This is a genomic window from Treponema parvum (assembly GCF_017893965.1).
Lineage (GTDB): Bacteria > Spirochaetota > Spirochaetia > Treponematales > Treponemataceae > Treponema_D > Treponema_D parvum.
Map to the genome: position 1 here is coordinate 572796 of NZ_CP054142.1, position 21516 is coordinate 594311.

23 protein-coding genes are annotated in these 21516 nt (G+C 44.7%); 9 read left to right on the forward strand and 14 right to left on the reverse strand.

Features of this window, described 5'->3' with window-relative positions; translation table 11 throughout:
- Positions 1-74: 74 nt before the first annotated feature.
- Positions 75-683, forward strand: a complete 609-nt coding sequence (locus HRQ91_RS02670; RefSeq protein ID WP_210120139.1) for a response regulator — start codon at positions 75-77, stop codon at positions 681-683.
- On the opposite strand, the gene sppA is transcribed toward HRQ91_RS02670, so the two are convergent.
- Both sppA and HRQ91_RS02680 read right to left on the reverse strand, forming a co-directional pair.
- Complete coding sequence (sppA, locus tag HRQ91_RS02675; RefSeq protein WP_210120140.1) at positions 671-1789, reverse strand: signal peptide peptidase SppA; 1119 nt, start codon at positions 1787-1789, stop codon at positions 671-673. The genes HRQ91_RS02670 and sppA overlap by 13 nt on opposite strands.
- A gap of 154 nt (positions 1790-1943) precedes the next feature.
- Positions 1944-2648, reverse strand: coding sequence for a DUF975 family protein (locus HRQ91_RS02680; protein ID WP_210120141.1), 705 nt, complete (start codon positions 2646-2648; stop codon positions 1944-1946).
- Between the two features lie 336 nt (positions 2649-2984).
- Here HRQ91_RS02680 and HRQ91_RS02685 point away from each other — a divergent pair, with 336 nt between their 5' ends.
- Both HRQ91_RS02685 and HRQ91_RS02690 read left to right on the forward strand, forming a co-directional pair.
- Positions 2985-3890 (forward strand): aldose 1-epimerase family protein, encoded by a 906-nt coding sequence (locus HRQ91_RS02685; RefSeq protein WP_210120142.1) that lies wholly within the window; start codon positions 2985-2987, stop codon positions 3888-3890.
- Between the two features lie 36 nt (positions 3891-3926).
- Positions 3927-4943 (forward strand): tRNA-dihydrouridine synthase family protein, encoded by a 1017-nt coding sequence (locus HRQ91_RS02690; protein ID WP_210120143.1) that lies wholly within the window; start codon positions 3927-3929, stop codon positions 4941-4943.
- Here the strand turns inward: HRQ91_RS02690 and HRQ91_RS02695 are convergent.
- Positions 4924-5556, reverse strand: a complete 633-nt coding sequence (locus HRQ91_RS02695) for a bifunctional 4-hydroxy-2-oxoglutarate aldolase/2-dehydro-3-deoxy-phosphogluconate aldolase (protein WP_210120144.1) — start codon at positions 5554-5556, stop codon at positions 4924-4926. The two genes, HRQ91_RS02690 and HRQ91_RS02695, sit on opposite strands and share 20 nt — an antisense overlap.
- Before the next feature lie 308 nt (positions 5557-5864).
- Here HRQ91_RS02695 and HRQ91_RS02700 point away from each other — a divergent pair, with 308 nt between their 5' ends.
- The gene (locus HRQ91_RS02700) at positions 5865-6932 is read left to right on the forward strand and encodes a 2-dehydro-3-deoxygalactonokinase (RefSeq protein WP_210120145.1); all 1068 of its coding nucleotides are present in this window, start codon (positions 5865-5867) and stop codon (positions 6930-6932) included.
- A gap of 19 nt (positions 6933-6951) precedes the next feature.
- Here HRQ91_RS02700 and HRQ91_RS02705 read toward each other — a convergent pair whose 3' ends face one another.
- Together HRQ91_RS02705 and HRQ91_RS02710 are read right to left on the reverse strand one after the other, a co-directional pair.
- The gene (locus tag HRQ91_RS02705; protein WP_210120146.1) at positions 6952-7779 is read right to left on the reverse strand and encodes an Mrp/NBP35 family ATP-binding protein; all 828 of its coding nucleotides are present in this window, start codon (positions 7777-7779) and stop codon (positions 6952-6954) included.
- 240 nt (positions 7780-8019) lie between these two features.
- Positions 8020-8514: a COG2426 family protein gene (locus HRQ91_RS02710; protein WP_210120147.1), complete on the reverse strand. Its 495-nt coding sequence runs from the start codon at positions 8512-8514 to the stop codon at positions 8020-8022.
- A 221-nt stretch (positions 8515-8735) separates the two neighbouring features.
- Between HRQ91_RS02710 and HRQ91_RS02715 the strand changes: the two genes are divergently transcribed.
- The gene (locus HRQ91_RS02715) at positions 8736-9320 is read left to right on the forward strand and encodes a hypothetical protein (protein WP_210120148.1); all 585 of its coding nucleotides are present in this window, start codon (positions 8736-8738) and stop codon (positions 9318-9320) included.
- Between the two features lie 102 nt (positions 9321-9422).
- On the opposite strand, the gene rny is transcribed toward HRQ91_RS02715, so the two are convergent.
- The 5 genes from rny to HRQ91_RS02740 form a co-directional block, all read right to left on the reverse strand.
- Complete coding sequence (gene rny, locus HRQ91_RS02720; protein ID WP_210117049.1) at positions 9423-10952, reverse strand: ribonuclease Y; 1530 nt, start codon at positions 10950-10952, stop codon at positions 9423-9425.
- A 140-nt stretch (positions 10953-11092) separates the two neighbouring features.
- Entirely contained in the window at positions 11093-11836 is a 744-nt protein-coding gene (gene lptB, locus HRQ91_RS02725) for an LPS export ABC transporter ATP-binding protein (RefSeq protein WP_420832845.1), read from the reverse strand.
- 37 nt (positions 11837-11873) lie between these two features.
- On the reverse strand, positions 11874-12866 hold the full coding sequence (locus HRQ91_RS02730) for an LptA/OstA family protein (protein WP_246473263.1): 993 nt from the start codon (positions 12864-12866) through the stop codon (positions 11874-11876).
- Positions 12863-13468, reverse strand: a complete 606-nt coding sequence (gene lptC / locus HRQ91_RS02735; RefSeq protein ID WP_210120150.1) for an LPS export ABC transporter periplasmic protein LptC — start codon at positions 13466-13468, stop codon at positions 12863-12865. The genes HRQ91_RS02730 and lptC overlap by 4 nt, the downstream gene beginning before the upstream one ends.
- A complete protein-coding gene (locus HRQ91_RS02740) occupies positions 13465-15072 on the reverse strand; it encodes a CTP synthase (protein ID WP_210117046.1) in 1608 nt (535 codons plus the stop codon). Before HRQ91_RS02740 ends, lptC begins: the two co-directional genes overlap by 4 nt.
- Before the next feature lie 102 nt (positions 15073-15174).
- Between HRQ91_RS02740 and HRQ91_RS02745 the strand changes: the two genes are divergently transcribed.
- Entirely contained in the window at positions 15175-15993 is an 819-nt protein-coding gene (locus tag HRQ91_RS02745; RefSeq protein WP_210120151.1) for a CheR family methyltransferase, read from the forward strand.
- 147 nt (positions 15994-16140) lie between these two features.
- On the forward strand, positions 16141-17337 hold the full coding sequence (locus HRQ91_RS02750; RefSeq protein ID WP_210117044.1) for a protein-glutamate methylesterase/protein-glutamine glutaminase: 1197 nt from the start codon (positions 16141-16143) through the stop codon (positions 17335-17337).
- On the opposite strand, the gene HRQ91_RS02755 is transcribed toward HRQ91_RS02750, so the two are convergent.
- The 3 genes from HRQ91_RS02755 to HRQ91_RS02765 are packed head-to-tail and all read right to left on the reverse strand — an operon-like array spanning position 17329 to position 19384.
- The gene (locus HRQ91_RS02755; protein WP_210120152.1) at positions 17329-17745 is read right to left on the reverse strand and encodes a SoxR reducing system RseC family protein; all 417 of its coding nucleotides are present in this window, start codon (positions 17743-17745) and stop codon (positions 17329-17331) included. The two genes, HRQ91_RS02750 and HRQ91_RS02755, sit on opposite strands and share 9 nt — an antisense overlap.
- A complete protein-coding gene (locus HRQ91_RS02760) occupies positions 17738-18274 on the reverse strand; it encodes a tetratricopeptide repeat protein (RefSeq protein WP_210120153.1) in 537 nt (178 codons plus the stop codon). The genes HRQ91_RS02755 and HRQ91_RS02760 overlap by 8 nt, the downstream gene beginning before the upstream one ends.
- Positions 18275-18286: 12 nt before the next feature.
- A complete protein-coding gene (locus HRQ91_RS02765; protein WP_210120154.1) occupies positions 18287-19384 on the reverse strand; it encodes an FPP/GGPP synthase family protein in 1098 nt (365 codons plus the stop codon).
- A gap of 107 nt (positions 19385-19491) precedes the next feature.
- Here HRQ91_RS02765 and HRQ91_RS02770 point away from each other — a divergent pair, with 107 nt between their 5' ends.
- Both HRQ91_RS02770 and HRQ91_RS02775 read left to right on the forward strand, forming a co-directional pair.
- Positions 19492-20100 carry an SAM-dependent methyltransferase gene (locus HRQ91_RS02770; RefSeq protein ID WP_210120155.1) on the forward strand — a complete coding sequence of 203 codons (609 nt, stop codon included), beginning with the start codon at positions 19492-19494 and terminating at the stop codon, positions 20098-20100.
- 29 nt (positions 20101-20129) lie between these two features.
- The gene (locus tag HRQ91_RS02775) at positions 20130-21038 is read left to right on the forward strand and encodes a M23 family metallopeptidase (RefSeq protein ID WP_210120156.1); all 909 of its coding nucleotides are present in this window, start codon (positions 20130-20132) and stop codon (positions 21036-21038) included.
- Between the two features lie 2 nt (positions 21039-21040).
- On the opposite strand, the gene HRQ91_RS02780 is transcribed toward HRQ91_RS02775, so the two are convergent.
- Positions 21041-21502 carry a hypothetical protein gene (locus HRQ91_RS02780; protein ID WP_210120157.1) on the reverse strand — a complete coding sequence of 154 codons (462 nt, stop codon included), beginning with the start codon at positions 21500-21502 and terminating at the stop codon, positions 21041-21043.
- Positions 21503-21516: the final 14 nt, after the last annotated feature.

Genomic DNA, 21516 nt, shown 5'->3' on the forward strand with positions numbered 1-21516 from the left:
CGGCGCCTTGCCCTAGAAAAGCGTATTATGCTAAAATGACTTGATACGTATTGTTTTATTATGAGGCTTGAATAATGTCAAAAAGAGGTACCAAATCCGTTGTCTTTTCTGCACTTGAAGTTGCAAATATCTGCGGCGTTGTAAATCAGACTGCTATTAATTGGATTAGAAGCGGATATTTAAAAGCTTTTACCACTCCCGGCGGACAGTTCCGCGTGTATCCCGACGATTTGGCTTCCTTTATGAGCAGCCGAAACATGCTTATCCCCGAAGCTCTGCTTAAACTTTGCAAGGACAGATCAGCATACGAACTTAACACGCTTTTAATAATAGACGACGATAGGCCTTTAAATGACGTTATTGCCGATTATATGCGGAAAAAATTTCCTGCCATAAATATTCTTCAAGCCTATGACGGTTTTGAAGCGGGGCTCTTGCTTGCGAGCAAGCACCCCCAGTGTCTGATTCTTGACCTTGATTTGCCGGGAATGGACGGCTTCGAACTCTGTAAACAGATTTATGAAGGCGGAAAATTCGGCAATCCTCAAGTTTTGGTTATAACGGCCTTGGAAGAAACCGGAATAGAAGAGCGGCTTGAAAAATTGGGAGTAGCACATTTTTTTAGAAAACCGCTCGTCCTTGACAGTCTTTCAAAAATAGTGGAAAGAGTTTACCGGGAATAATAGTAAGCAGGATAGGACATTCCGCTCGCTTGCTTTAACGCCGCGTCAATAGAACCCGTATTTGCAAAAACGGCAAATATCTTAACGGCCGTTTCTATGTCCGTAAAATAATCATAAACCGAAGGCCGCCTTTCAAACCTGAAAGTCCTCTTGTCGATCATAGGCATTTTAAGATCTTCTTCAAGTTTTTTTTGTGCTTCTTCAACGGAGCATATGCTGTCGATAAGACCGTTTTCAAGCGCCTGACGCGCAGTATAGATCCTTCCGTCCGCAAGAGTTTGTATCCTTTTTTGAGACATGTTTCTGCTGTTTGCGACTATGTTTGTAAACTGAACGTAAGCGTCGTCGGCTACGGACTGCATTATGGACAGCTGTTCCTGAGAAAGCGGTTCGTCAAAATTCATCATGTTTTTATTTTTGCCGGCCGTGATTGTTTTTGCTTTTATGCCCAATTTTTGAAGGAGTCCCGTAGCGTCCAAAGATTGACCTGCAATCACGCCTATGGAGCCTGTGAGTGTGTTTCTGTTTGCGCTTATGTGGCTTGCGGCACAGGCTATATAGTAGCCTCCTGAGGCCGCCAGTTCCCCCATGTATGCGTGAACTTTTTTTCCTGAGGTTTTATATCTTTCAAGCGCGGTATATACTTCGTCGGACTTATAAACTCCTCCTCCCGGAGAATTTATAAAAAGCAGGATAGCCTTGTTCCTTTCGTCGTATTCCAAATCGCTTATGACGTCAAGCAATTCGCTTTGATTGTAAGTTTTATTTTTGTCTTCTATTACGCCTTCTATGTAAACGACGGCTATATAGTCGCTTTTTTTAAGTTCATTGATGTTGAATCTTTTTTCAAAAAGGTTTTTTATGTCCGTTATTTTATTGAGCTTATCGGAAGGAGATACGTCAAAGGATTTGCGATCCGTGGAATTTACGGTATCGGAGGTTTTTAACGAGTTTGTATGTGCAAAGAACAAGGGATAAATTCCCGCTGCAGCCGCGACAATTATCAGACCTATAAGAACAATATATCCTTTGGAAAGGCGCCTTCTTTTTTTTGTAAAACCTTCAGAATCTTTGTTTTCTTTGTCGGTATTTGATTTATATGACATTCCGTCCGTCCTCTTAATATAAATGGCATCTTTTAAAAATTTGTCTTTGTCTATTTTTTAAAGATGCCGAGTTACCTCTAAAAACTGAAGTTTTTAGAAGTTCCTTAATGATAAAATTTTCATTTTCCGCAGCCGATTGCCGGCGTATCATGTTTTACTTCAAGTCCTCAGGCAAAAGCCTGCCTGTTTTAAATGCCATCTCTTTTAGGTCAAGATACGCATTTGTAAACGAGAGTTCCGCATAAGGGCAAAGCCACAAAAATCCTATGCCGAATGAGAGCAGCGACAATATATACCAGCCTATAAAACTTAAGCCCATGACGAACAAGTCTCCCTTGTATCCTTTTGTAAGGATCTTACTGATTTTCATCGCCTTGCGTACGGGAAGTTTGGGATATTCCGCAATCAAAAAGAAAATTTGCGAATATGAAAAGGCCTTTATTATTCCCGGAATCACAAATAAAAACGACCATACGGAAACCCACAAGGTAAACCAAATTCCCGCTCTCAAAGCTCTGAACCAAAGCGTAAGCCCGTCCAAAAAATTATTAAAATGTAAAGGAGCGGTTTCTTTTGCAGCCTTTAAGTATACGTACAGCTGAGCGGTAACCAGAATATATACTAAAATATACAATATCGCCAAGTTGGGTTCCGGATCCGCATTCAAGGCCACGTTAAAATTGAAATTCGGCCTTGTCTGAAAAAACGTTTCAATTCTTATCGACTTCATCAAATGCATTGACGGCGCTAAAAGCAGCGTGATTATGAATAAAAATATTGCCGTCATTATCATCGGAACCCGGCGGCGCCCCTTCAGCTGTACTTTCGCTCTTTTTTTGTATAAAGCCGAATCAAACATGTTTATCTCCTATAAAAACTTTTGCAGAAATCTGCAACGATCTTGACTTTGCCCGGAGGGGGAACAGTGCACAGTTCAAGCGCAGCCGTCCCGTACGACGTAGAATATTTCCAATTATATACTATTTTTTTTGTCGGTCAAAGTAAAACCCGAGGCGATAGGCGCCAATAAAAGTCGTGCCGCTCAAGTTTTCCCGCGAATTCGGCGAAAGAAATCAATCTGGCGATTACTTTTTTTCGTTCAAGGATATGAGCTTTCAGTTCTATTTCGAACATAGACTTACTATACAGAATTTTTGTTATAGTTAAAAGTGCGCCGATGTGATATATTTTTATTATGAATATTACATTGGAAAACGCTCGTTTCAGAGCGATAATCGACACACACGGGGCTGAGATAAATTCCTTGCAGGAAATTGCCGACGGAACAGAGTTCATTTGGAATGGAGATCCGTCCGTTTGGAAATATCATGCGCCCATACTGTTCCCGCACGTGGGGCGGATCCGCGACGGATTTATGACTTATGGAGGAAAAGAATACAAACTTGCCATAAACGGGTTTGCGCGCGATATGGATTTTACGCTTATAAAAAACACTTCCGATTCCGCCGAATTTGAATTGACCGAAAACGATTATACCGCGGATAAATATCCGTGGAAATTTTCGCTTAAAGTAAATTATAAACTTACGGAAAACGATATGATTTTTACCTCGACGGTCACAAATACGGATAAGGAAAAGATAAGTTTTTCGCTCGGAAGTCATTCGGCACTATGCTGTCCGCGAAACACTGACAAGGAAGGAACTAAAAACAGCGATTACGTGATCGAATTTGAAAAAAAAGAAGCTCTTACGAGCGTTGTGTGTACCGACGACGGATACCTTGCATCGGATGAAAACGGGATCGCCCCTTACACAAAACCTTACGGTGAAAAAGACGCCGGCATTATTCCTATGACCGAAAAAGGATTCGGCAACGGACATTTTTTTACCGCTTTCAGTTCCGACTGGGTAGGACTGCGCAATAAGGCGACCGGAAAACTTGTTCGCATAAATACGAAAGATTATCCGTATGTGATGATATGGCAGAACGCCGGAGAGCCGCGCTTTGTTTGTATTGAACCCTGGTACGGCGTGCCGGATCCCGCCGTCACAAGCCATGCGTGGGAAATTAAGCCGGGACTTGTTTTTCTTGAGCCTGGAAAAAGTTTTACCTCCGATCAGACGATAAGTATTTTGTAAATTTTTGTGAAAGAGCTCCGTTTAATTTGCGCTCCGATGGCTACGTTAAGTCACGAAGCCCTTCGCCGAATGATAGAAAAATTCGGCGGATGCGACGAGTATTTTACCGAAATGATAAACGCCGGTTCTCTTTTAACGCACGGCCCCTTTGAAAAATACTATCTGATAAGCGAAGCTGCGCCTGAAAAAACGGTCTGGCAGCTTACGGGCGGCAAGGCGGATCTTTTGGAAAGAGCCGCCTTTGAGATTGCCGAGCGGGGCGGCATAGGCTTGGATCTGAACATGGGCTGCTCTGCTCCTGAGATCGTCGCAAGCGGCGCCGGAATAGCGTGGATGCAAAAGCCCTCCGAAGAAACACGCTCCATGGTCATGAGAGTGAGAAAGGCTCTTGAACGCTCGGCTGCCTGCGGCAAAAAAAGGCTGCGCCTAAGCGCGAAGATCCGGTTGGGCGATGAAGGTTTTTCTGACGACGGTTTTTTTTGTTTTTGTGAAATGCTTTCGGACGAAGGGGTTGAAATGATCACGTTGCATCCCAGAACCCGCAGGCAAAAGTATTCGAAGGCGCCGCATTTTTCTTATGTGCAAAGACTTTCCGAAATTATGCATAAAAGAGGCGTTTCGGTAATACTTAACGGCGATGTGTGCGGCGCCGAAAGTGCCGCGGCCGCCCTTGAAAAAGCGCCCCTTGCCGACGGAATTATGATAGGGCGGGCGGCCGTCCAAAAACCGTGGATTTTTATGGAAATAAAACGTGCCCTGTCGTCGGAAGGTCGGGACAGGACTTCAACGTCGTATGAAAATACATTGTCCACGGCGGACTTATACGCGCTTGCTTTCGATTATCTTCAAGACTTAAAAATTTATCAGCCGAAAGAATTTTGGCGCACAAGGATGCAGAGATTTTTTACCTATTACTGCCAAAATTTTTCCTTTGCGCATTATTGCCGCACGCAGCTTTTAAATTCCAAGGATATGGATGAAGCGCAGATGCGGCTTTTAGAATATTTTGAAAAAGTTCCCGAAGACAGATACGTTAAAATACGAATTTTTTAGCGAGGAGTGAAAGCTCTTCAAATTTTCCCTCGTTGATAAGGCTTTCTTTCATTATATTCGAGCCTATACCGCAGCTGCAGTAGCCTGCACCGAGAAAATCTTTTATATTTTTTTCATTTACGCCGCCTACCGCCATGAGCGGAACGTTGCTTATCGGAGCTCTAACCGCTTTGATATAGTCAAGTCCCAGATATCCTGCGGGGAAAACCTTTACTATGTCGGCGCCGAGATTCCACGCATTTTGAATTTCCGTGGGCGTCATTGCGCCGGGAACGCAAACGAGACCGAGCTTTTTCGCTTCTGAAATGACGGCGGGATTTGTGTCCGGAGCAAGTATAAAATCCGCTCCGGCTTCGAACGCAGTCCTTACTTGCTCTACGGAGACTACCGTACCGGCTCCTATGCACATTTTACTGCCCAAGGTTTTTTTTACTTCGCTGATAGACTTGGCCGTGTCCGCAATGCAGCTGCCGGACGACTGATCGAATGTGATCTCAAGGCAAAAGATTCCGCCTGAATTTACGGCCTTTGCCGCCTCAACGATTCTGTCCGGTGAAATTCTCCGCGCGATCGAAACGATTTTTTTTTGTTTTATAAAAGAAAGAACGTCCATTTAATCCTGCCTCTGTAGTATTATTGACGGTAAAATCCGCGTCTGTCAATAAAAGTTTTCCGAGTTGGTTACCAATGAAATGGTGCGTTTTGAAAACGAGATACTCAGGGCGAGGTTCCGGCTGCGTGACGCTTCGAGCGTTATGTTTACGGAATTCTACCCTAAAAGCTCGACCGAAGCTAAGCGGACGGGTTCTCGCCGGAAGTACATCTTTGATTGTCTCTTAATTTCAAAACTCAATATTCATGATTATAGCATATTCCTCAGACTTTTGATAAACTCATATCCGACGAGGAGGCGCCGCCTTTATGTATAACGTTTATTTTGATTCCGGAACTACAAATACCAGAATGTACGTATTTAACTGTAAAGAAGAACTCGTTTATAAGTCTGAAAAATCGGTGGGATCCAAAGATTCGGCGCTTTCCGGCGATAAAGATTTGCTTGCCCGCGAGCTCTGCCTCCTCTTGGAAAAAGGCTGTGCCGAGCTTAAAATCGGCAGAGAGGCTGTGGGTGAAATATGGATGAGCGGAATGATAACTTCGCCTAACGGAATCGTAGAAGTTCCTCACATCACAATTCCTGTAGATTTGCATAAACTTGCTTTGAACGTGTTTTTGTTCTATGAAAAAAAGTTCTTTAAAAAAGAAATTCATTTTATTCCCGGAATAAAAAGTTTTCCCGCCGAAGGTAAAATAACCGCTGAAAATGTGGATGAAATAAATAATATGCGCGGGGAAGAAACCGAGATATGCGGAATAATGAGTTCTTTCCCGGCTTCAAAAGGAAATTTTATCTTTGTTATGCCCGGTTCGCACACGCAGGTTGCCGCGGTAAAAGACGGAAGTATAGTGAACATAGTTTCTACAATTACGGGAGAACTTTTTAAAGCTTTAAAAAGCCAGACGATATTGGCGTCCTCTCTTGAAGGCGGCTATGAAAAGATCGATACCGAAATGGTTCGGCTCGGCTATAGGAATCTTCAAAAGTACGGTTTTAACCGTGCGATCTATATAGACCGCTCCCTACTGCTTTTTACGGATTCGACTGCGGAACAAAGGCATAGCTATTTGGAAGGAGTTCTGAACGGGGGCGTTTTGCAGGCCGTAAGCGCGGCTTTCGGCTGGAAATCTGACAAAAACCCTAAAGCTCAATATGAGACGGAAGATAAAACCCGGGCTTTGAAAAAAATCGGCGAGCCGATCGACATGTATATCTGCGGTTCCGAAAATCAATTTCATATATATAAGGCTATAGCCGAGGATTTTTTCCCCGAATACTCCGTAAAACGGATGGAATACGGCAACATGCCTTTTTCCGCCCTCGGCTATAAGGCAGTCGCCGCCGAATACAAAACATTGCAGCCTATACCGTGACTGCCGGGCATTGTGCGGCTTATATCTTTTCGATCAAGGCCGCCGCTGCGTCGATATAATCTACGTCAAGGTTTTCTATGTCGCCCGTATCAACGGCTGCGGTTACCCTTTGTTCTATCGGGATGCGTGCAAGGACGGGAAGATTATAGGCCGTCGCTATCGCATCGATATTGCTTTCTCCGTAGATTTTTATCTCCTTACCGCAATCGGGGCATTTTACATAGCTCATGTTTTCAATGATCCCTATGATAGGAATTTTCATATTCGTAGCCATCTTTACCGCTTTTTCAACGATTACCCTGACAAGCTGCTGCGGCGAAGACACTACAATTATTCCGTCTACCGGAAGCGATTGAAAAACCGTAAGCGGAACATCGCCCGTTCCCGGCGGCATATCGACGAACATAAAATCCACATCTTTCCAGTCTACGTCGGTCCAAAATTGTTTTACGGCGCCGGCAATTACGGGCCCGCGCCATATTACAGGATCGTTTTCATTTTCCAGCAGAAAATTCATGGACATTATCTGTATGCCTTTTTCGGTTACAACAGGATTCAGCGCTTTACCGTCGCCGGTTGCTCTGTCATCGCCTAGTCCGAAGGCTTCAGGAATAGACGGACCTGTGATGTCGGCATCCAAGATAGCCGTCTTATAGCCCAATTTATTCATCTTTACGGCTAAGAGACTCGTCACCAAAGATTTGCCTACGCCGCCCTTGCCGCTTAATATTGCAATAACCTTTTTTACCGTACTTCCCTTGTGCACTTCGACATGAAAGTCGCGGGATGCGCAGTTGGCGCTGCAAGAGTCGCAGCTGTGCGTACAGTTTTCAGAATTTTCCGCCATGATTCACTCCCATAAAAACGGCATGCGAGGAAATTTCGATTTCCGAGAGTGCCGTTTTGGTGCGCTTTTGCGCACAGTTATAAAACGAGTTTTCAAAAGAAAACTCGAAGTTAAATTGAACGGCGCTATTTTAGACGTTCAATTTAAACACTCCCATAAAATTGCAAGCATAAGTTTCTATATCATAGAAGATAAGAAAACTTTTGCTCCGCGTCAAATTTTTGCTTTTTTCAAAACCGATTAAAAACGCAATGATCGGTTAAATAGCGCTCCTGCTGCCCCGAATACGCCTGCGCTGGCCAATCCCATAATCACTCCCGCGATAAGAACTCCTGCTGTAACGGCCGCCACAGTATCTTTAAAATTCATGTCCAGAAGGCTTGCGGCGAGAGTTCCTGTCCATGCGCCTGTTCCGGGAATAGGAATACCTACGAACAGCGTAAGAGCTACGAACAAACCCCGTCCGGCTTTTTCTTTAAGTTTTCGGCCCCCTTTTTCCCCTTTTATCAAAAAGAAAGCGCAAATTTTTCCTATGAATTTTTTATTTGCCCCCCATTCCAAAAAACGGCGCGCAAATAAATATATGAAGGGCACGGGCAACATATTCCCTACGATACAGACTATATATGACGTTAAAAGCGGCAGTCCCAACGCCTGTGAAACGGGGACTGCGCCCCTCAATTCTATTAGAGGCAGCATTGAAATAAAAAAAATCCAAAGATAGTTTTTTAACATAAGGGTAAGTATACTTAAAACATTTAAACAGGGGAATAGGAGGAAGATCGGCTGACGATCGGTTTTTTTTTGCGCATTTTTATAGAGAGCGCGTCTTGTCGTGCGTCCGCTATCGCACACAGGATCTTCCTGTTAAAATTAAGCTTTTTTTGTCCGATAAATAAAAGAGGATCGCGCGAATTTTGCGGTCGGAAAATTTCTACCGGGATTTTGAGGAATTTATGAAGAAAAATATATCGGTTTTCACCGTGATCTTTGTTTTATTTTTTATATCGTTTACGGAAAAAGTTTATTCGGCGGGATTTGAAATGGGCATAGGATCGGGATATGTTTTTTACGGCGACAGCGAAACGAAGGATCTGGTTTCCGCTATGAACAGCGAAGATTTTAACAGATTCATCATCGGAGGAGAAGCCGGATTTTTTATTCCTCTTACGGATATCCTTGTTTTTACCGTCGACTCCGAAATTATGAGCGACCTGTTTTGGAAAGGAAGCCGGCATTGCTATTTTTTCGATTACGCTTTTAACGGCGGCATAAAGATGTATCCAGGTTTAAAGGGACTCGCGTTCAGCGTCGCTTATACGCTGGGCAGACGAACTTCTTTTATAAAGATGTACAATCAGGATTCCGTAATTTCATCCACAAGTTGGGGTAACGGATTTAAGTTTGCAGTTGATTATGACATTAAGTACGGAAAAGACGGCGTTTGCCCCGTCATAGGAGCTTACTGGAGGCACGTTCCTCGAGGAAATTCTTTTTCGGACAATACGCTCTCCATTTATTTAAAACTGTTTTTCCGCTGATCGCATTCCGCATATAAAAACGGGAAATTTCGCTGATGCGAAATTTCCCGTATCTTTGTAAGAGCGTAAAAGCGCCTAATTATATATCGCAGAGTGTCAAGTTTATCGGGCGTATTCTACGATCCGCGTTTCGCGGATCATCGTAAGCTTTATCCTGCCCGGGTATTTTAAGTCCGATTCGATTTGTTTTGCTATATTTCTTGCAAGGTCTTTTACATCCTGATCGGAAACTTTTTCATTGTTTACAAGAATGCGCAACTCTCGTCCCGCTTGGATAGCGTAGGCCTTTTCCACACCGGGGAAATTTTCAGCGACGGCCTCCAGATTTTCAAGTCTTTTTACGTAGTTGTCTACGGTCTCTCGGCGGGCTCCCGGGCGTGCGGCGGAAATCGCATCTGCAATTTGCACTATTACCGCTTCAAGGGAAGAAGGCTCAACATCGTTGTGATGCGCTGCAATAGCGTTTATTATCACCGGGTCTTCTCCCATCTTTCGCGCTATTTCGGCGCCGGCTTCCGCGTGGTTTTGTTCGGTTTCGTTCTCTACGCCTTTTCCTATGTCGTGCAGAAGGGCGGCGCGTTTTGCAACGTCGCGGTTCGCTCCGATTTCGGCGGCGAGCATGGCTGCTATGAGTGCGACTTCTTTTGAGTGGTTAAGAACGTTTTGTCCGTAACTCGTCCTAAAGTAGAGCCTGCCTAAAGCTATAACTCCGTCGGTATTCATATTGTGTATGCCAAGCTCAAACAGAGCTTTTTCGCCTTCTTCGTAAATTTTCTGCTGTATTTCCCTCGTAACCTTTTGTACTATTTCTTCGATCCGTGTGGGATGTATGCGCCCGTCTGAAATAAGTCTTTCCAAAGAAACTTTTGCTATTTCTTTGCGCACGGGATCAAAACACGATATGACGACGGCTTCAGGCGTATCGTCAATGATTATGTCTACGCCTGTTATGGTTTCGAGCGTGCGGATATTGCGGCCTTCGCGCCCGATAATGCGACCCTTCATTTCATCGCTCGGCAATGAAACTGTTGTAACGGTAATGTCGCTTGTAATTTCGGTTGCAATGCGCTGAATTGTAGCCACAAGTATATCGCGCGCCTTTTTTTCCGCGCTTAGATTTGATTCCTGTTCGATCTTGTTTATGAGCGCTTGCGCGTCGTGTTTCGCATCGTTTTCAAGGTTTTTTATGATAAGGCTCTTTGCTTCTTCTACCGTAAGACCTGAAATACGCTCAAGTTCCTGCCTGTATTGTTCTTCCTGCTTGACCATTACGGCTTCGCGTTTTTCCATGTCCGTAACGCGGTTTGCAAATTCTTTATCGCGCTTTTCATATTCTGAAGCGCGCTGGTCAAGAAGTTCTTCTTTCTTATTTATGCGCGACTCGTAACGCTGTATTTCTGCGCGGCGTTCTCTATTCTCCCTTTCTTGTTGATTACGTTCCCGAATGAGTTCATCTTTTGCTTCTAGCAAAATTTCTTTTTTCTGAGCTTCAGCTTCTCTAATTGCATCCTGTTTTACACGTTCTGCCTTTTGTTCAGACGCAGATAGTTGAAATCTGGCATACAGCCAGCGAATAGTCCATCCAAGAACAATTCCAATAGCAGGGAGAATGATGAATAAAACTATGTTCATTATCAATCTCCTTAGGAAAAAAACTTCCTTAATGATTAAAATTATTCATTTAATATTACTATATCATACAGTATGAAAAGGATTGTTGTCAAACCAGTTGACAATTTAAGGTATTGATGAAAAATGCGGACGGACCGGGTTTACATTGAAAAGTCTTTGCCCAAGTATATTTCACGCGCCAAAGGCGAATCGAGGATTTCTTGCTTTGTTCCCTGAACTACGATCTGGCCCGTGTTTATGATGATTGATCTGTGAGTGATTTCAAGCGTATCGCGCACATTGTGATCGGTTATGAGGATCCCGATGCCGCGCTCGGAAAGAAGAAGGATCATTTTTTTTATGTCGGCTACGGCTATGGGATCTATACCTGCGAACGGTTCGTCGAGCATAAGAAATTTAGGCTCTATGGCTAAGGAGCGCGCTATTTCCGTGCGGCGTCTCTCTCCGCCTGAAAGCGTAAATGCCGGCTGTTTTCTGATTTTTTCTATCGAAAACTCTTCTATAAGTTTATCCAGCCGGAAAATTTTTTCTTTTTTCGTGAGATCCTTTCTCGTTTCTATGATAGCCCATATGTTTTCTTCTACAGTCATCTTTCTGAAGATTGACGGCTCTTGCGGCAAATATGCAATTCCTGCCTGCGCCCTCTTGTACATGGGCAGATCCGTGATGACCTTGCCGTCTAAGATAACTTCGCCTTCCGTAGGACGGTAAAATCCTATTATCATGTAGAATGTAGTCGTTTTTCCCGATCCGTTAGGACCTAAAAGTCCTAAGATTTCACCGGTTTTCATGGAAAAATCTATTCCCTGCACGACTTTTTTGCGCCCGAAATTTTTATACAAACTTGAAATACATAGCTCGTGAGCCGTTGTGCGAGGCGCAATTTTGTTGTTTGTAACAGGTTCTGTCTGAGACGCAGTTTCATTTTTTTGCACGCGATCCTCCCTTCGCCGGGGCAGGCGAGCTGTCATGCAGAGATTCCTTTGCCTCGTTTTTGCCGTTATATGCGCCTTGCTCCGAGCCGGAAAGAGGCGCGCGGCCGTTTGATGCGGCGTTTTTTTTCAAGGAACCGCCGCCGACGTTCCGATTCGATTTTTCATTCTGAACGGCGGATTTTGGATCATCATCGTGCGCTGCGTTTGGGTCATCGGTGCCTGTCGTCATTGCAGCGGCGACGCCCTTTGTAGTTGCAGCGTCTTCTTGCGCCGCCGTGTTTGTGTCCGCATCAGGTTCATTTTCGGATTTGTCGTTTTTTGAAGCGCTTGTTATCGAACCTTGCACGCGGCCGCTCATTGTTATCTCTTGCGTGTCAAGCTTTAAACTTATTTCCTGTGCGCGGAATATATCGTCGCCTTGTACTATCTTGGGGCTTCCGCTTATTTCAAGCAGTTGTTCGTTTTTATGGTAAATCGCATAGGCGCCGGTGCATACGTTGTCCTTTTGCCTCAGTTCTATGTTTATTTGGAGGACTGCCGTTTCGGTGTTTTGATTGTACTCTACCATCTGGGCCTTGGCCGAAACTCCGTTTTTGGTATCCGTAAGATTTACGTCAGTGTCAAGGACGGCGATCTTTGTCTCTCTGTCATACGAGAGCCTTCCGCATGTAAAATCCATCTCCGTTTTGGTATTTTTTACAAAAATATTGCCTTCCGCCTGAATATATCTGAAATTATCGCCGCTTATGCCGATCTTATCGGCGGCGATTTCCATCGAATCGGTTTTTACAAAAGCGTGGCCTTCCAAATTTGTTCTGTCGTTTTTGCCGCCCGTGCTTCCGGTCATGCCGTCGGCTCTAAATGTTATGACATCGGAAAAAGCCGGAGACAGGATAATAGCTAAAAAAAGAAACTTTATCGCTTTTGTGAAATTTTCAGTTATGAAATTCTTCATCTTGTTAAAATTCATGAAATTCATGGAGCGACTTTATCTGCGTTTACCGCTGCAAAGCCGTCCGAAGTCTCTGCAGTTCCGGTTGCGCTTCCCGTAACGATAGTGCCTTCCGTTTCACCGCTGAAGGAAAAACCGTTGCTCACGGCGCTTGCGGAAAAACCTCTGCCCTTAAGAGTTATGTCGTCCCGCACAAGGGTTACAACCTCATCTTTCCCGCCGGTCAGCTGCTGTGAATCGGCATTCCAGCGCACGCTTTGAGCGGAGATTGTAGTTTTTTGAGGGTGATTTTTTATTATTATGTCTCCCAGCAAAATGTATTCTTTTTTTTGGGAATCGGCGGACAGGAGCGAGCAGCTTCCTTCGCTGTTTATTTTTTCATCGCCGTCGTATGACGCGAATTTTATATTTTCCGCATAGGAAACGGCTCCTTTTTTATACTGTTCTATTTTGTCCGCGTAAACGTCAAGGCTTTTTTTTGAATTTTCGATTCTATAAAATTTTGCATCGGTAAAAACGATTTCGGGAACAAAATCGTCTGCAGACGGCATACCGTTTGCATAATTGAGAGAGCAGGCGCTCAAGGAAATCATAAATATTACAGCAAATGCCGCCGACAGTTCCTTCATTTTTGTTTGTTTCTTATTACCGCTCCAATAAAGGCGATAAACAGCGGATGAGGATTTGAAGGGCGCGACACGAATTCCGGATGATACTGAACTCCTATTCCCCAAGGATGATCCTTCCATTCAAAAGCCTCCGTCTGCGAGTCGGAAACCGCCGTAGCGGAAGTTATAAGACCGTTTTGCGCCATATCGTCTTCATAGCGTTTGTCGAAGGTGTATTTGCTTCTGTGGCGTTCGCTGATCTGTCTTTTTTTGTATATGTCGAAGATCTTCGTGTTTTTATTCAGGTTGACTAAAGCTGCTCCCAGCTTCATAACGCCTGTAGACGTAATTCCCGCCTGTTCTTCAGGCAGACTTATAATTGCGTGTTTGCAGTTCTGCATGAATTCCGTGCTGTCGGCGTCTTCCCATTTTAAAAGCGAGCGGGCGGTTTCTACGGCCATAAGCTGCATTCCAAGGTCGATGCCCAGATACGGAACCTTGTGTTCTCGCGCATATTTTACGGCGGCTAAGAGCCCTAAAAAGCCCCTCTGTCCGTAATTTCCGGGAACTACGATTCCGTCCAAGCAGTTAAGATATTTGTCTACGCTGTCGATGTTTTCAAGAGTTTCGGCGTCTATCTTTTCTATTTTCAAATCTATCTGATGCGAAGTTACCGCCGCGTGGAACAAGGATTCCCTTACGGATTTATAACAGTTGTCAAGATAGTCTTTTTTCCCGACCATCCCGACCGTAACGGTCTGCAACGGACTTTTTAACTTATCAAGAAAGTCAGTCCATATGGAAATATCGCATTTTTTTTGTTTAAGCCCGAGTTTTTCAAGGATTTTCGCGTCGATTTTCTGTTCATGAAAAAGGACGGGCAATTCGTATATGGATTTTTCCACGTCGGTGGACGTAAATACCGCTCCGGGAGAAACGTTGCAAAAAAGTCCCACCTTTTTTCTCAAAGCCTCGTCAAGCATTTGCTCGCAGCGGCATAAAAGGATGTCGGGCTGTATTCCCGCTTCCTGAAGCTGTTTTACCGAATGCTGTATAGGTTTGCTTTTTAATTCCCCGCCTATGATGATCGGAACCAGCGCCAAATGAATGCAGACAGTATTTTGTCGTCCCAGTTCTCGTATGAGCTGGCGTACGGCTTCCAAAAAAGGTATGGTTTCTATGTCGCCTACCGTTCCTCCCACTTCTACAAGGACTATGTCGGCGCCGCTTTGCGAGCCGAGGTTCAAAATGCGGCGCTTGATTTCATCCGTTATGTGAGGAATTACCTGAACCGTGCGGCCGTTGTAACGTCCCGCTCTTTCGTTTTTTATGACGGAATTATAGACTTTTCCGATCGTTATGCAGTTTGCGGAAGTAAGATTTACATCGGTAAAACGCGAGAAATTTCCCAAATCCAAATCCGTTTCGGCGCCGTCTTCCGTTACGAAAACTTCTCCGTGCTGATACGGGCTTATATTTCCTGCGTCCACGTTAATGTACGGATCGCATTTCATCATTGCGACTTTATAACCGCAGCATTCAAAAAGGCTGCCCAGCGAAGCGGAAGCTACTCCTTTGCCCAAGCTGGAACACACGCCGCTTGTTACCAGAACATACTTACTCATGGAAAATAATTTTCCCATTTAAGAGGTATTTAGTCAAGATTTGCAACGCAGCGCCGAAAAATGATTTACTTTTTCTGTATTATGTGTATTATAATAAAAGATATGGCTGACTTATTGACAGATGCGGAATTTGAAAAATTCCGCAAGGTAATTTACGAGCAAAGCGGTATAACTTTTTCGGAAACGAACCGCTCCGTTTTGGACAGCAGGATAAAGGAACAGCTTCACGAACACAAGATTGACAGCGTAGGGGCGTATTATAATCTGATAACGTCGGACAAAGAAGCTATGAAGGTCATGCTGGATTCGGTGACTACGAACCTTACTCGTTTTTTCCGTAACCAGCCGCACTTTGACGCCTTTACACATTATGTCGTTCCTCACCTTCTTGAAGAAAAAAAGAAAACGAGCGATAAGGTTATCAGAGTTTGGAGCGCCGGCTGCTCTACGGGAGAAGAACCGTACACCATTGCGATGATACTGAAGGATATCTTACCTGCCGGTTTTGACTTTGCCGTTACAGCTTCGGATATTTCCCTTAAATCGCTTATGGTAGGGCAGCAGGGATTTTATTCCAACGCCCGCATAACGGGAGTTCCTGAAAAATACTTGGAGCGTTTTTTTACCAAAAGCGATTCGGGCTATCAGGTAAAAAGAGAATTGATGGACAAAATCAAATTCGATTATCACAATTTGCAAAACGATTCGGGAATGAGAAATCTCGACGTCATTTTTTGCCGTAATGTTTTGATATATTTTGACGAAGCCGCGCAATTGGCCGTAATAAACCGATTTTGGAATTCCCTGCTTCCGCATTCCTATCTTTTTATAGGACATTCGGAATCTTTGTTCGGCATGGATACAAAATTTGAATTTCTGAAAACGGACTGGGCTTGTTTGTATCAAAAAAATATAAAATAAACACTCGAGAATTTGTATGTAGCCTGCCGGCGGGCTTATCACCGGACGGGTCGCATAGCGGTCTTGAATTTTAACGTCGTCTTGTTTTTTCTTTGCAATTATGTTACAGAAGGAGCAAGATTTTAGTTGTAAAGAGGGCTTAAAATTATGGATGATATATCCGTTCTTGTTTGTGACGATTCAGCGTTAATGAGAAATTTGATCTCGCGTATTATCGATAATACCGAAGGGATGAAAGTGTGCGCCAAAGCTATGAACGGCGAGATCGCTCTTGAGCGGATTCCCGAAATGAAGCCTGACATTATGGTGCTTGATATTGAAATGCCCGTGATGGACGGCGTGCAATTTTTGAAGGAACGCAAAGCGCGCCGCTGGGATATTCCCGTAATAATACTTTCAAGTGTCGCGACTAAGGGCGCCGCAGTTACCATGCAGTGTCTTGAGTTGGGGGCAAGCGATTTTATTACCAAACCGAACGGATCCATATCGGCCGATCTTTCAGGGATTGCAGAGAACCTTGTTGAAATGCTCGCTTCTTACGGAAATCCGTATGCTGCTAGACAAGGAAAAAAAGTTTATCCCGTAGATTTTTTTCATCAGCAGATGAAGTTAAAAAGGGCCGAACAGCTTGTCATAGAAAAAAAAGGCGCCGCCGCTGCGCCGCAAAAGCCTGCTGAACCGGCTAAGCCGTTTTCTTTTTCATGGAAGGCGCCTGCGGAAGTCAAAACCGCGGCTACAATTACGCCCGTCCGCAATGGAGATCGCATAGATATCATTGTCATAGGAATTTCTACCGGCGGCCCGAATGCGCTCCGCGACGTATTTAAAATGATCGACCCGCATTTAAAACAGCCTATACTCGTGGTTCAGCATATGCCTGCAGGTTTTACAAAAGAATTTGCCATAAGCCTTAACAACATATGCCCGCTTGAAGTAAAGGAAGCCGAAGAAGGAGACCTCGTTCAAGGCGGACACGTGTATATAGCGCCCGGAGATTATCAGATGTGCATAGCTCGCGGGCTTAAGGGAACGGAAATCCGTCTTTCCAAGGATCCTCACAGAAACGGACACAGACCTTCTGTAGATTATCTTTTTGAATCCGTCGCCAAAGAATATAAAAACCACGCCCTCGGAGTGATAATGACCGGCATGGGCAAAGACGGAGCCGCCCAGCTTGCTGAAATGCGTAAAGAAGGCGCATGGACCTTAGGTCAAGACCAAGAATCCAGCATCGTATACGGAATGCCCAAGGTTGCGTGGGAATTGGGCGGAGTGCAAAAGCAGGTTCCGCTTGCGAAAATGGCCGATGAGATAAGCGCCCTTGCGCGTGAGCATTTAACTTAAGATTTCCGTTATTTCAGGCTGAGCGGGTTTTATCTTTTTTCTGCTCAGCCAGAACACCGTTGCAGCCGCGGCGGAAAACCCCAGCAAAACAAAACCCGCTTGAAGGCCTTCCGCCGCGGCTGTCTTGCCCAGCGCGGCTGCGGTAGGCCGTGCAAGAAAATATCCTCCTGCGGCGCACGAAATCGGGAAAAGCAGCGAAAAAACGGCTTGAGCAATTTCGTGCTTTTTTGCGGAATTTATCTTAACTATAGAGCCTTCCTTTAGAGGCAGCCCCTTCGTGTTTGCCGCTTCGAAAGGGTGCCCGCGTTTGGCGCATCCTTCTTTGCAGCTTAGACATGCGTCTTTTATTAAAGGAATAACCGTGATCTTTTTTCCTGAAACCGCCGTCACTAAAGCCGTGTCATGCATCCGCGCCGCCTCCCTTTGTTAGAGATCGCATTCTTTCAATGCAGTCGGCTTTTCCCGCCCTGTTTCCCAACTCGTCGTATGTGTCGCGAAGATTATAGAGCGCGTCGTAATAATAGGGATTTAGAGTGACTGCACGTTCAAAAGCTTCCGATGCGTCAGTGTATTCCTGCCGGTTAAAAAAAATCACGCCCGCCGTATTCCAAAGATGAGGATCTTCGGGTTCTATTTCCAGAGCTTTGGCGCAATACGTCATGGCCGATTCGGTGTCTTTTGCGGTGTTGCAAAGTATGGCCATAGTGTCGAGGAATTCCGTGTTTTCAGGATCAAGTTCAAGCGCTTTTTCTACTGCGGCTTGCGCCTGCTTTATGTCGCCGGAATCGCGGTACGTTACTCCCAAATTGAACCACAAGAGATGATTCGTGGTTTCCATTATTATTGCCCGTTTGAGACAGACGATAGCGTCCTTGTAGTCGCCCTGCGATGCAAGTCTGATCGCCTGCGCGTTTAGGGTTTCAATATTTTCAAGCATAAGCTCTCCGCATCATTTTATGTCCGGTATCATATTTCGGAAAAGCCTTACGATGTCGGAATCGTCATCGGCAAAACCGGAATACAAGGCCGACAATTCCCTGCTTTTTAAATTCACAAGGTCTTTCCCTTCGTCGTAAGCGTCTTTTACGGCTCCGCTTTTTTCAAGCAGCGATATGCATTTTTCCACGCATTCGTCATCGATGCCGTTTTTGCGCGCGCTTGCCATGTACCGGGTGATAAGATCTTTGTCTTGGGGATTTTTTTGCAAGTGCAACAGTACCGGAAGACTTTTTTTGTTTTCTACAATATCGTCCCCTCTTTGTTTTCCTGCGTTTCCGGTGGTAAGGTTTTGAACGTCGTCTAAGATTTGAAAACCTATGCCGATCTGTGCGGCAATTTTCCCGGCTTTTGCCGCGTCGGATTCGTCTCCTCCCGCTGCGATTATACCCGCTTGGGCTGCAAGAGAAGCTAATGTACCCGTTTTATTTTCAACCATGGCCTTGTATTCTTCGACAGAAGGAATAAGGCCGGGCTCGCGGTGCCAAAGTATGTCCATCGCCTGTCCTAAGTGCAGGCGGCGAAGTTCCTGCGTGTATAATCGGAACAGTCTGTTTTTTATGTGTTCCGGAGCTTGAAGGGTGTTAACGCATACCGCCGCTTCAAAATAAAGCCATGATGCAGCGTTTATCGCCGTGTCGATTCCGAAAGTAATGTGCGCCGCAGGTCTGCCGCGCCGCATTTCGGAGGCGTCTTCAATGTCGTCATGGATAAGACTTGCCGTGTGCACAAATTCTACCAGGGGAACGATGTGACGGGCATTTTTCATAATATTTTTTTTTGCTTCAGGATCTTTTTTCGCCGTATGTTCCGCCGTAATTTTTGCACACAGGATAAGCAACAGCGGCCGCCAGCGTTTGCCGCCGAGTTTTAAAAGTTCTCTGCACGGAATTGTCAGCGCATTTAAATGCGAAGGCGAAACACAATCGGGGATCGATGCAAAAGATTCGTTTTTCCATTCCCGCGTGTATGTCTGAGGCAGGGCTTTGTCCAAATCGGCTTCTATTTCCGCCAATTCTTCTTTAATCGAGTCGGAGCGGTCTTTATCCATATCTTAAAGTATAGCGGAATGCGGAAGAAAAGACAAAGGCTAAATGCAGGGCGATACATTATGGGTTCGGCGCTGATTTTTTTTTAAAATTTGCCGAAACTATAAGTATGGCGTCGAATTCATATGAAAAACCAGACTTTTGGTCCCGCAAAGCGTTTTCGGAGGGTTATCCTGCGCGTTCGGTTTATAAATTAAAAGAAATGGATATGAAATTCGGTTTGGTAAAAAAGGGTTACACGGTGCTTGACTTAGGTTCTGCGCCCGGAAGCTGGACCGTGTTTTTGCTTCGCAGTTTGGAAGGAAGCGGAAAGGTCGTTTCCTGCGATCTAAATCCTCTTGCAAAGGATGTAAAAGGCGAAAACCTTGTATTTCTGCAAGGAGATCTGAATTCTTCCGATATAAGGGAAAGGATAAGGAGTTTGGGACCGTACGACCTTGTAGTCTGCGACGCCGCTCCTCTAACTACCGGAAACCGTACTGTAGATACCGCACGATCCGAAGGGCTTGTGGAAATGGCGCTTTGGTATGGCGAAACCGTGCTTAAAACCGGAGGAAACTTTGCCGTAAAAATTTTTCAAAACGGCGATCAGCAGAAATTTTTAAAGTCCATGAAGGATGTGTTTACTTCGGCGCGCGGCTTTAAACCTTCTGCGTGCCGTTCGGAATCGTTTGAGACCTATTTACTTGGCATAAACAAGAAATTAGGTGTAAAATAAAATTCTCATTGTTCGGAGTTTTTTACAATATGCGGCTTAACACATATAAAATATTGATCCGTTCTCTGATATCCTTTTGCGCTGCGGTGGTTTTTGCCGCGGTTGTGCTTGAAGTAAAGAGTTTTTCCAAAGCCGATTCCGGACAGGGAGGGCTTGAAACTCCCGAAATGCCGACAGCATCGGCGGAAGAAGAAAATTCGGATTATGTTATTACATATCAGTCTTACCGCGTTGATAAAGGCGACATGATCGGAATCATCGCCGAAAAATTCGGAATTACCCAGGACACTATTATAAGTGTGAACAACATACGTCAATCCAGGCTTCTTCAAATAGGACAGTACCTTAAAATTCCGAACATGCCGGGTATCATGTATTGTGCTAAGGGCAACGGCGAAACGGTCTTGTCCGTAGCCGAAAAATACAAGGTGGACGCTAAAAAATGCGCCTTGGTGAACAATCTTTCCGAAGGTTCGTCCCTTTCCGACGGGCAGACTATTTTTGTTCCCGACGCGGAACTTGACCGTATAACACGGCAGGAAATCAACGGCGACCTGTTTATGCGGCCGGTCAGACGCTATTATATTTCTTCCGCTTACGGATGGAGGTTAAGTCCGTTTACAGGCAAGCGCTCTTTTCACAGCGGAATCGACATGTGCGCTCCTGCCGGGACTTCCGTATACGCAGCTTTAGGCGGTGTGGTTTCCTTTGTGGGTTACAACAATGTTTACGGCAACTATATCATTGTTTCTCATCATTCAGGGTATAAAACGCTGTACGGGCATCTGAGCGCGACCCTTGTTTTAAAAGGGCAAGGCGTTTCTCCCGCAACTGTGATAGGAAGGGTGGGAAACACCGGGTTGAGCACGGGGCCTCACCTTCATTTTACGGTTTTTAAAAACGGCAGAACCGTAAATCCCTTTAATCTTTTAAAATGAAATTATCCCGCAACCCGCAGCGTTTCGATTTTTTTTACAAAAAAATCCATATTGCATCCCACAAAAAAAGCGCAGTATACGGTTATCATTCCCGCGAACAGTAAATAAAAAGGCAGCACCAGCATTTTATATGAATCGCTCCTCGTCATTATACCGAAACAGATCATTAAAAGCGTCATCACTATTCCTGCGGCGATCCATCGTGAAAGCGAAATGGGACTTTTTTCCATATTTTCCGCAGAAAATACGGGATCTATCTGTTTAAGGACTTTTTCAATGCTCTCGTCCGTTACCGGGACTTGTATTTTGACCGGCCCATGCATGAGTTTTTCGGCCATAGTCATGAGTCTTATCTCTGTGCGGCATTTTTTGCAGAATAAGAGCCGCAAAGTAAGGTGCAGGGGGATCCTTTCGTTTTTGTCGAGCAAAAGAAAATCATCCATGATTTTATTATAATTTTTCATAATTCCTCCAATAA

Coding starts and splice junctions, on each gene's coding strand:
- HRQ91_RS02710 (WP_210120147.1), bottom strand. CDS start 8,514: ATGTTAAAAAACTATCTTTGGATTTTTTTTATTTCAATGCTGCCTCTA.
- HRQ91_RS02770 (WP_210120155.1), top strand. CDS start 19,492: ATGGCGTCGAATTCATATGAAAAACCAGACTTTTGGTCCCGCAAAGCG.
- HRQ91_RS02750 (WP_210117044.1), top strand. CDS start 16,141: ATGGATGATATATCCGTTCTTGTTTGTGACGATTCAGCGTTAATGAGA.
- HRQ91_RS02715 (WP_210120148.1), top strand. CDS start 8,736: ATGAAGAAAAATATATCGGTTTTCACCGTGATCTTTGTTTTATTTTTT.
- HRQ91_RS02760 (WP_210120153.1), bottom strand. CDS start 18,274: ATGCTTGAAAATATTGAAACCCTAAACGCGCAGGCGATCAGACTTGCA.
- HRQ91_RS02705 (WP_210120146.1), bottom strand. CDS start 7,779: ATGGCGGAAAATTCTGAAAACTGTACGCACAGCTGCGACTCTTGCAGC.
- HRQ91_RS02670 (WP_210120139.1), top strand. CDS start 75: ATGTCAAAAAGAGGTACCAAATCCGTTGTCTTTTCTGCACTTGAAGTT.
- HRQ91_RS02765 (WP_210120154.1), bottom strand. CDS start 19,384: ATGGATAAAGACCGCTCCGACTCGATTAAAGAAGAATTGGCGGAAATA.
- HRQ91_RS02755 (WP_210120152.1), bottom strand. CDS start 17,745: ATGCATGACACGGCTTTAGTGACGGCGGTTTCAGGAAAAAAGATCACG.
- sppA (WP_210120140.1), bottom strand. CDS start 1,789: ATGTCATATAAATCAAATACCGACAAAGAAAACAAAGATTCTGAAGGT.
- HRQ91_RS02730 (WP_246473263.1), bottom strand. CDS start 12,866: ATGAATTTCATGAATTTTAACAAGATGAAGAATTTCATAACTGAAAAT.
- HRQ91_RS02695 (WP_210120144.1), bottom strand. CDS start 5,556: ATGGACGTTCTTTCTTTTATAAAACAAAAAAAAATCGTTTCGATCGCG.
- HRQ91_RS02690 (WP_210120143.1), top strand. CDS start 3,927: ATGGCTACGTTAAGTCACGAAGCCCTTCGCCGAATGATAGAAAAATTC.
- HRQ91_RS02700 (WP_210120145.1), top strand. CDS start 5,865: ATGTATAACGTTTATTTTGATTCCGGAACTACAAATACCAGAATGTAC.
- HRQ91_RS02740 (WP_210117046.1), bottom strand. CDS start 15,072: ATGAGTAAGTATGTTCTGGTAACAAGCGGCGTGTGTTCCAGCTTGGGC.
- rny (WP_210117049.1), bottom strand. CDS start 10,952: ATGAACATAGTTTTATTCATCATTCTCCCTGCTATTGGAATTGTTCTT.
- HRQ91_RS02680 (WP_210120141.1), bottom strand. CDS start 2,648: ATGTTTGATTCGGCTTTATACAAAAAAAGAGCGAAAGTACAGCTGAAG.
- HRQ91_RS02775 (WP_210120156.1), top strand. CDS start 20,130: ATGCGGCTTAACACATATAAAATATTGATCCGTTCTCTGATATCCTTT.
- HRQ91_RS02780 (WP_210120157.1), bottom strand. CDS start 21,502: ATGAAAAATTATAATAAAATCATGGATGATTTTCTTTTGCTCGACAAA.
- lptC (WP_210120150.1), bottom strand. CDS start 13,468: ATGAAGGAACTGTCGGCGGCATTTGCTGTAATATTTATGATTTCCTTG.
- HRQ91_RS02685 (WP_210120142.1), top strand. CDS start 2,985: ATGAATATTACATTGGAAAACGCTCGTTTCAGAGCGATAATCGACACA.
- HRQ91_RS02745 (WP_210120151.1), top strand. CDS start 15,175: ATGGCTGACTTATTGACAGATGCGGAATTTGAAAAATTCCGCAAGGTA.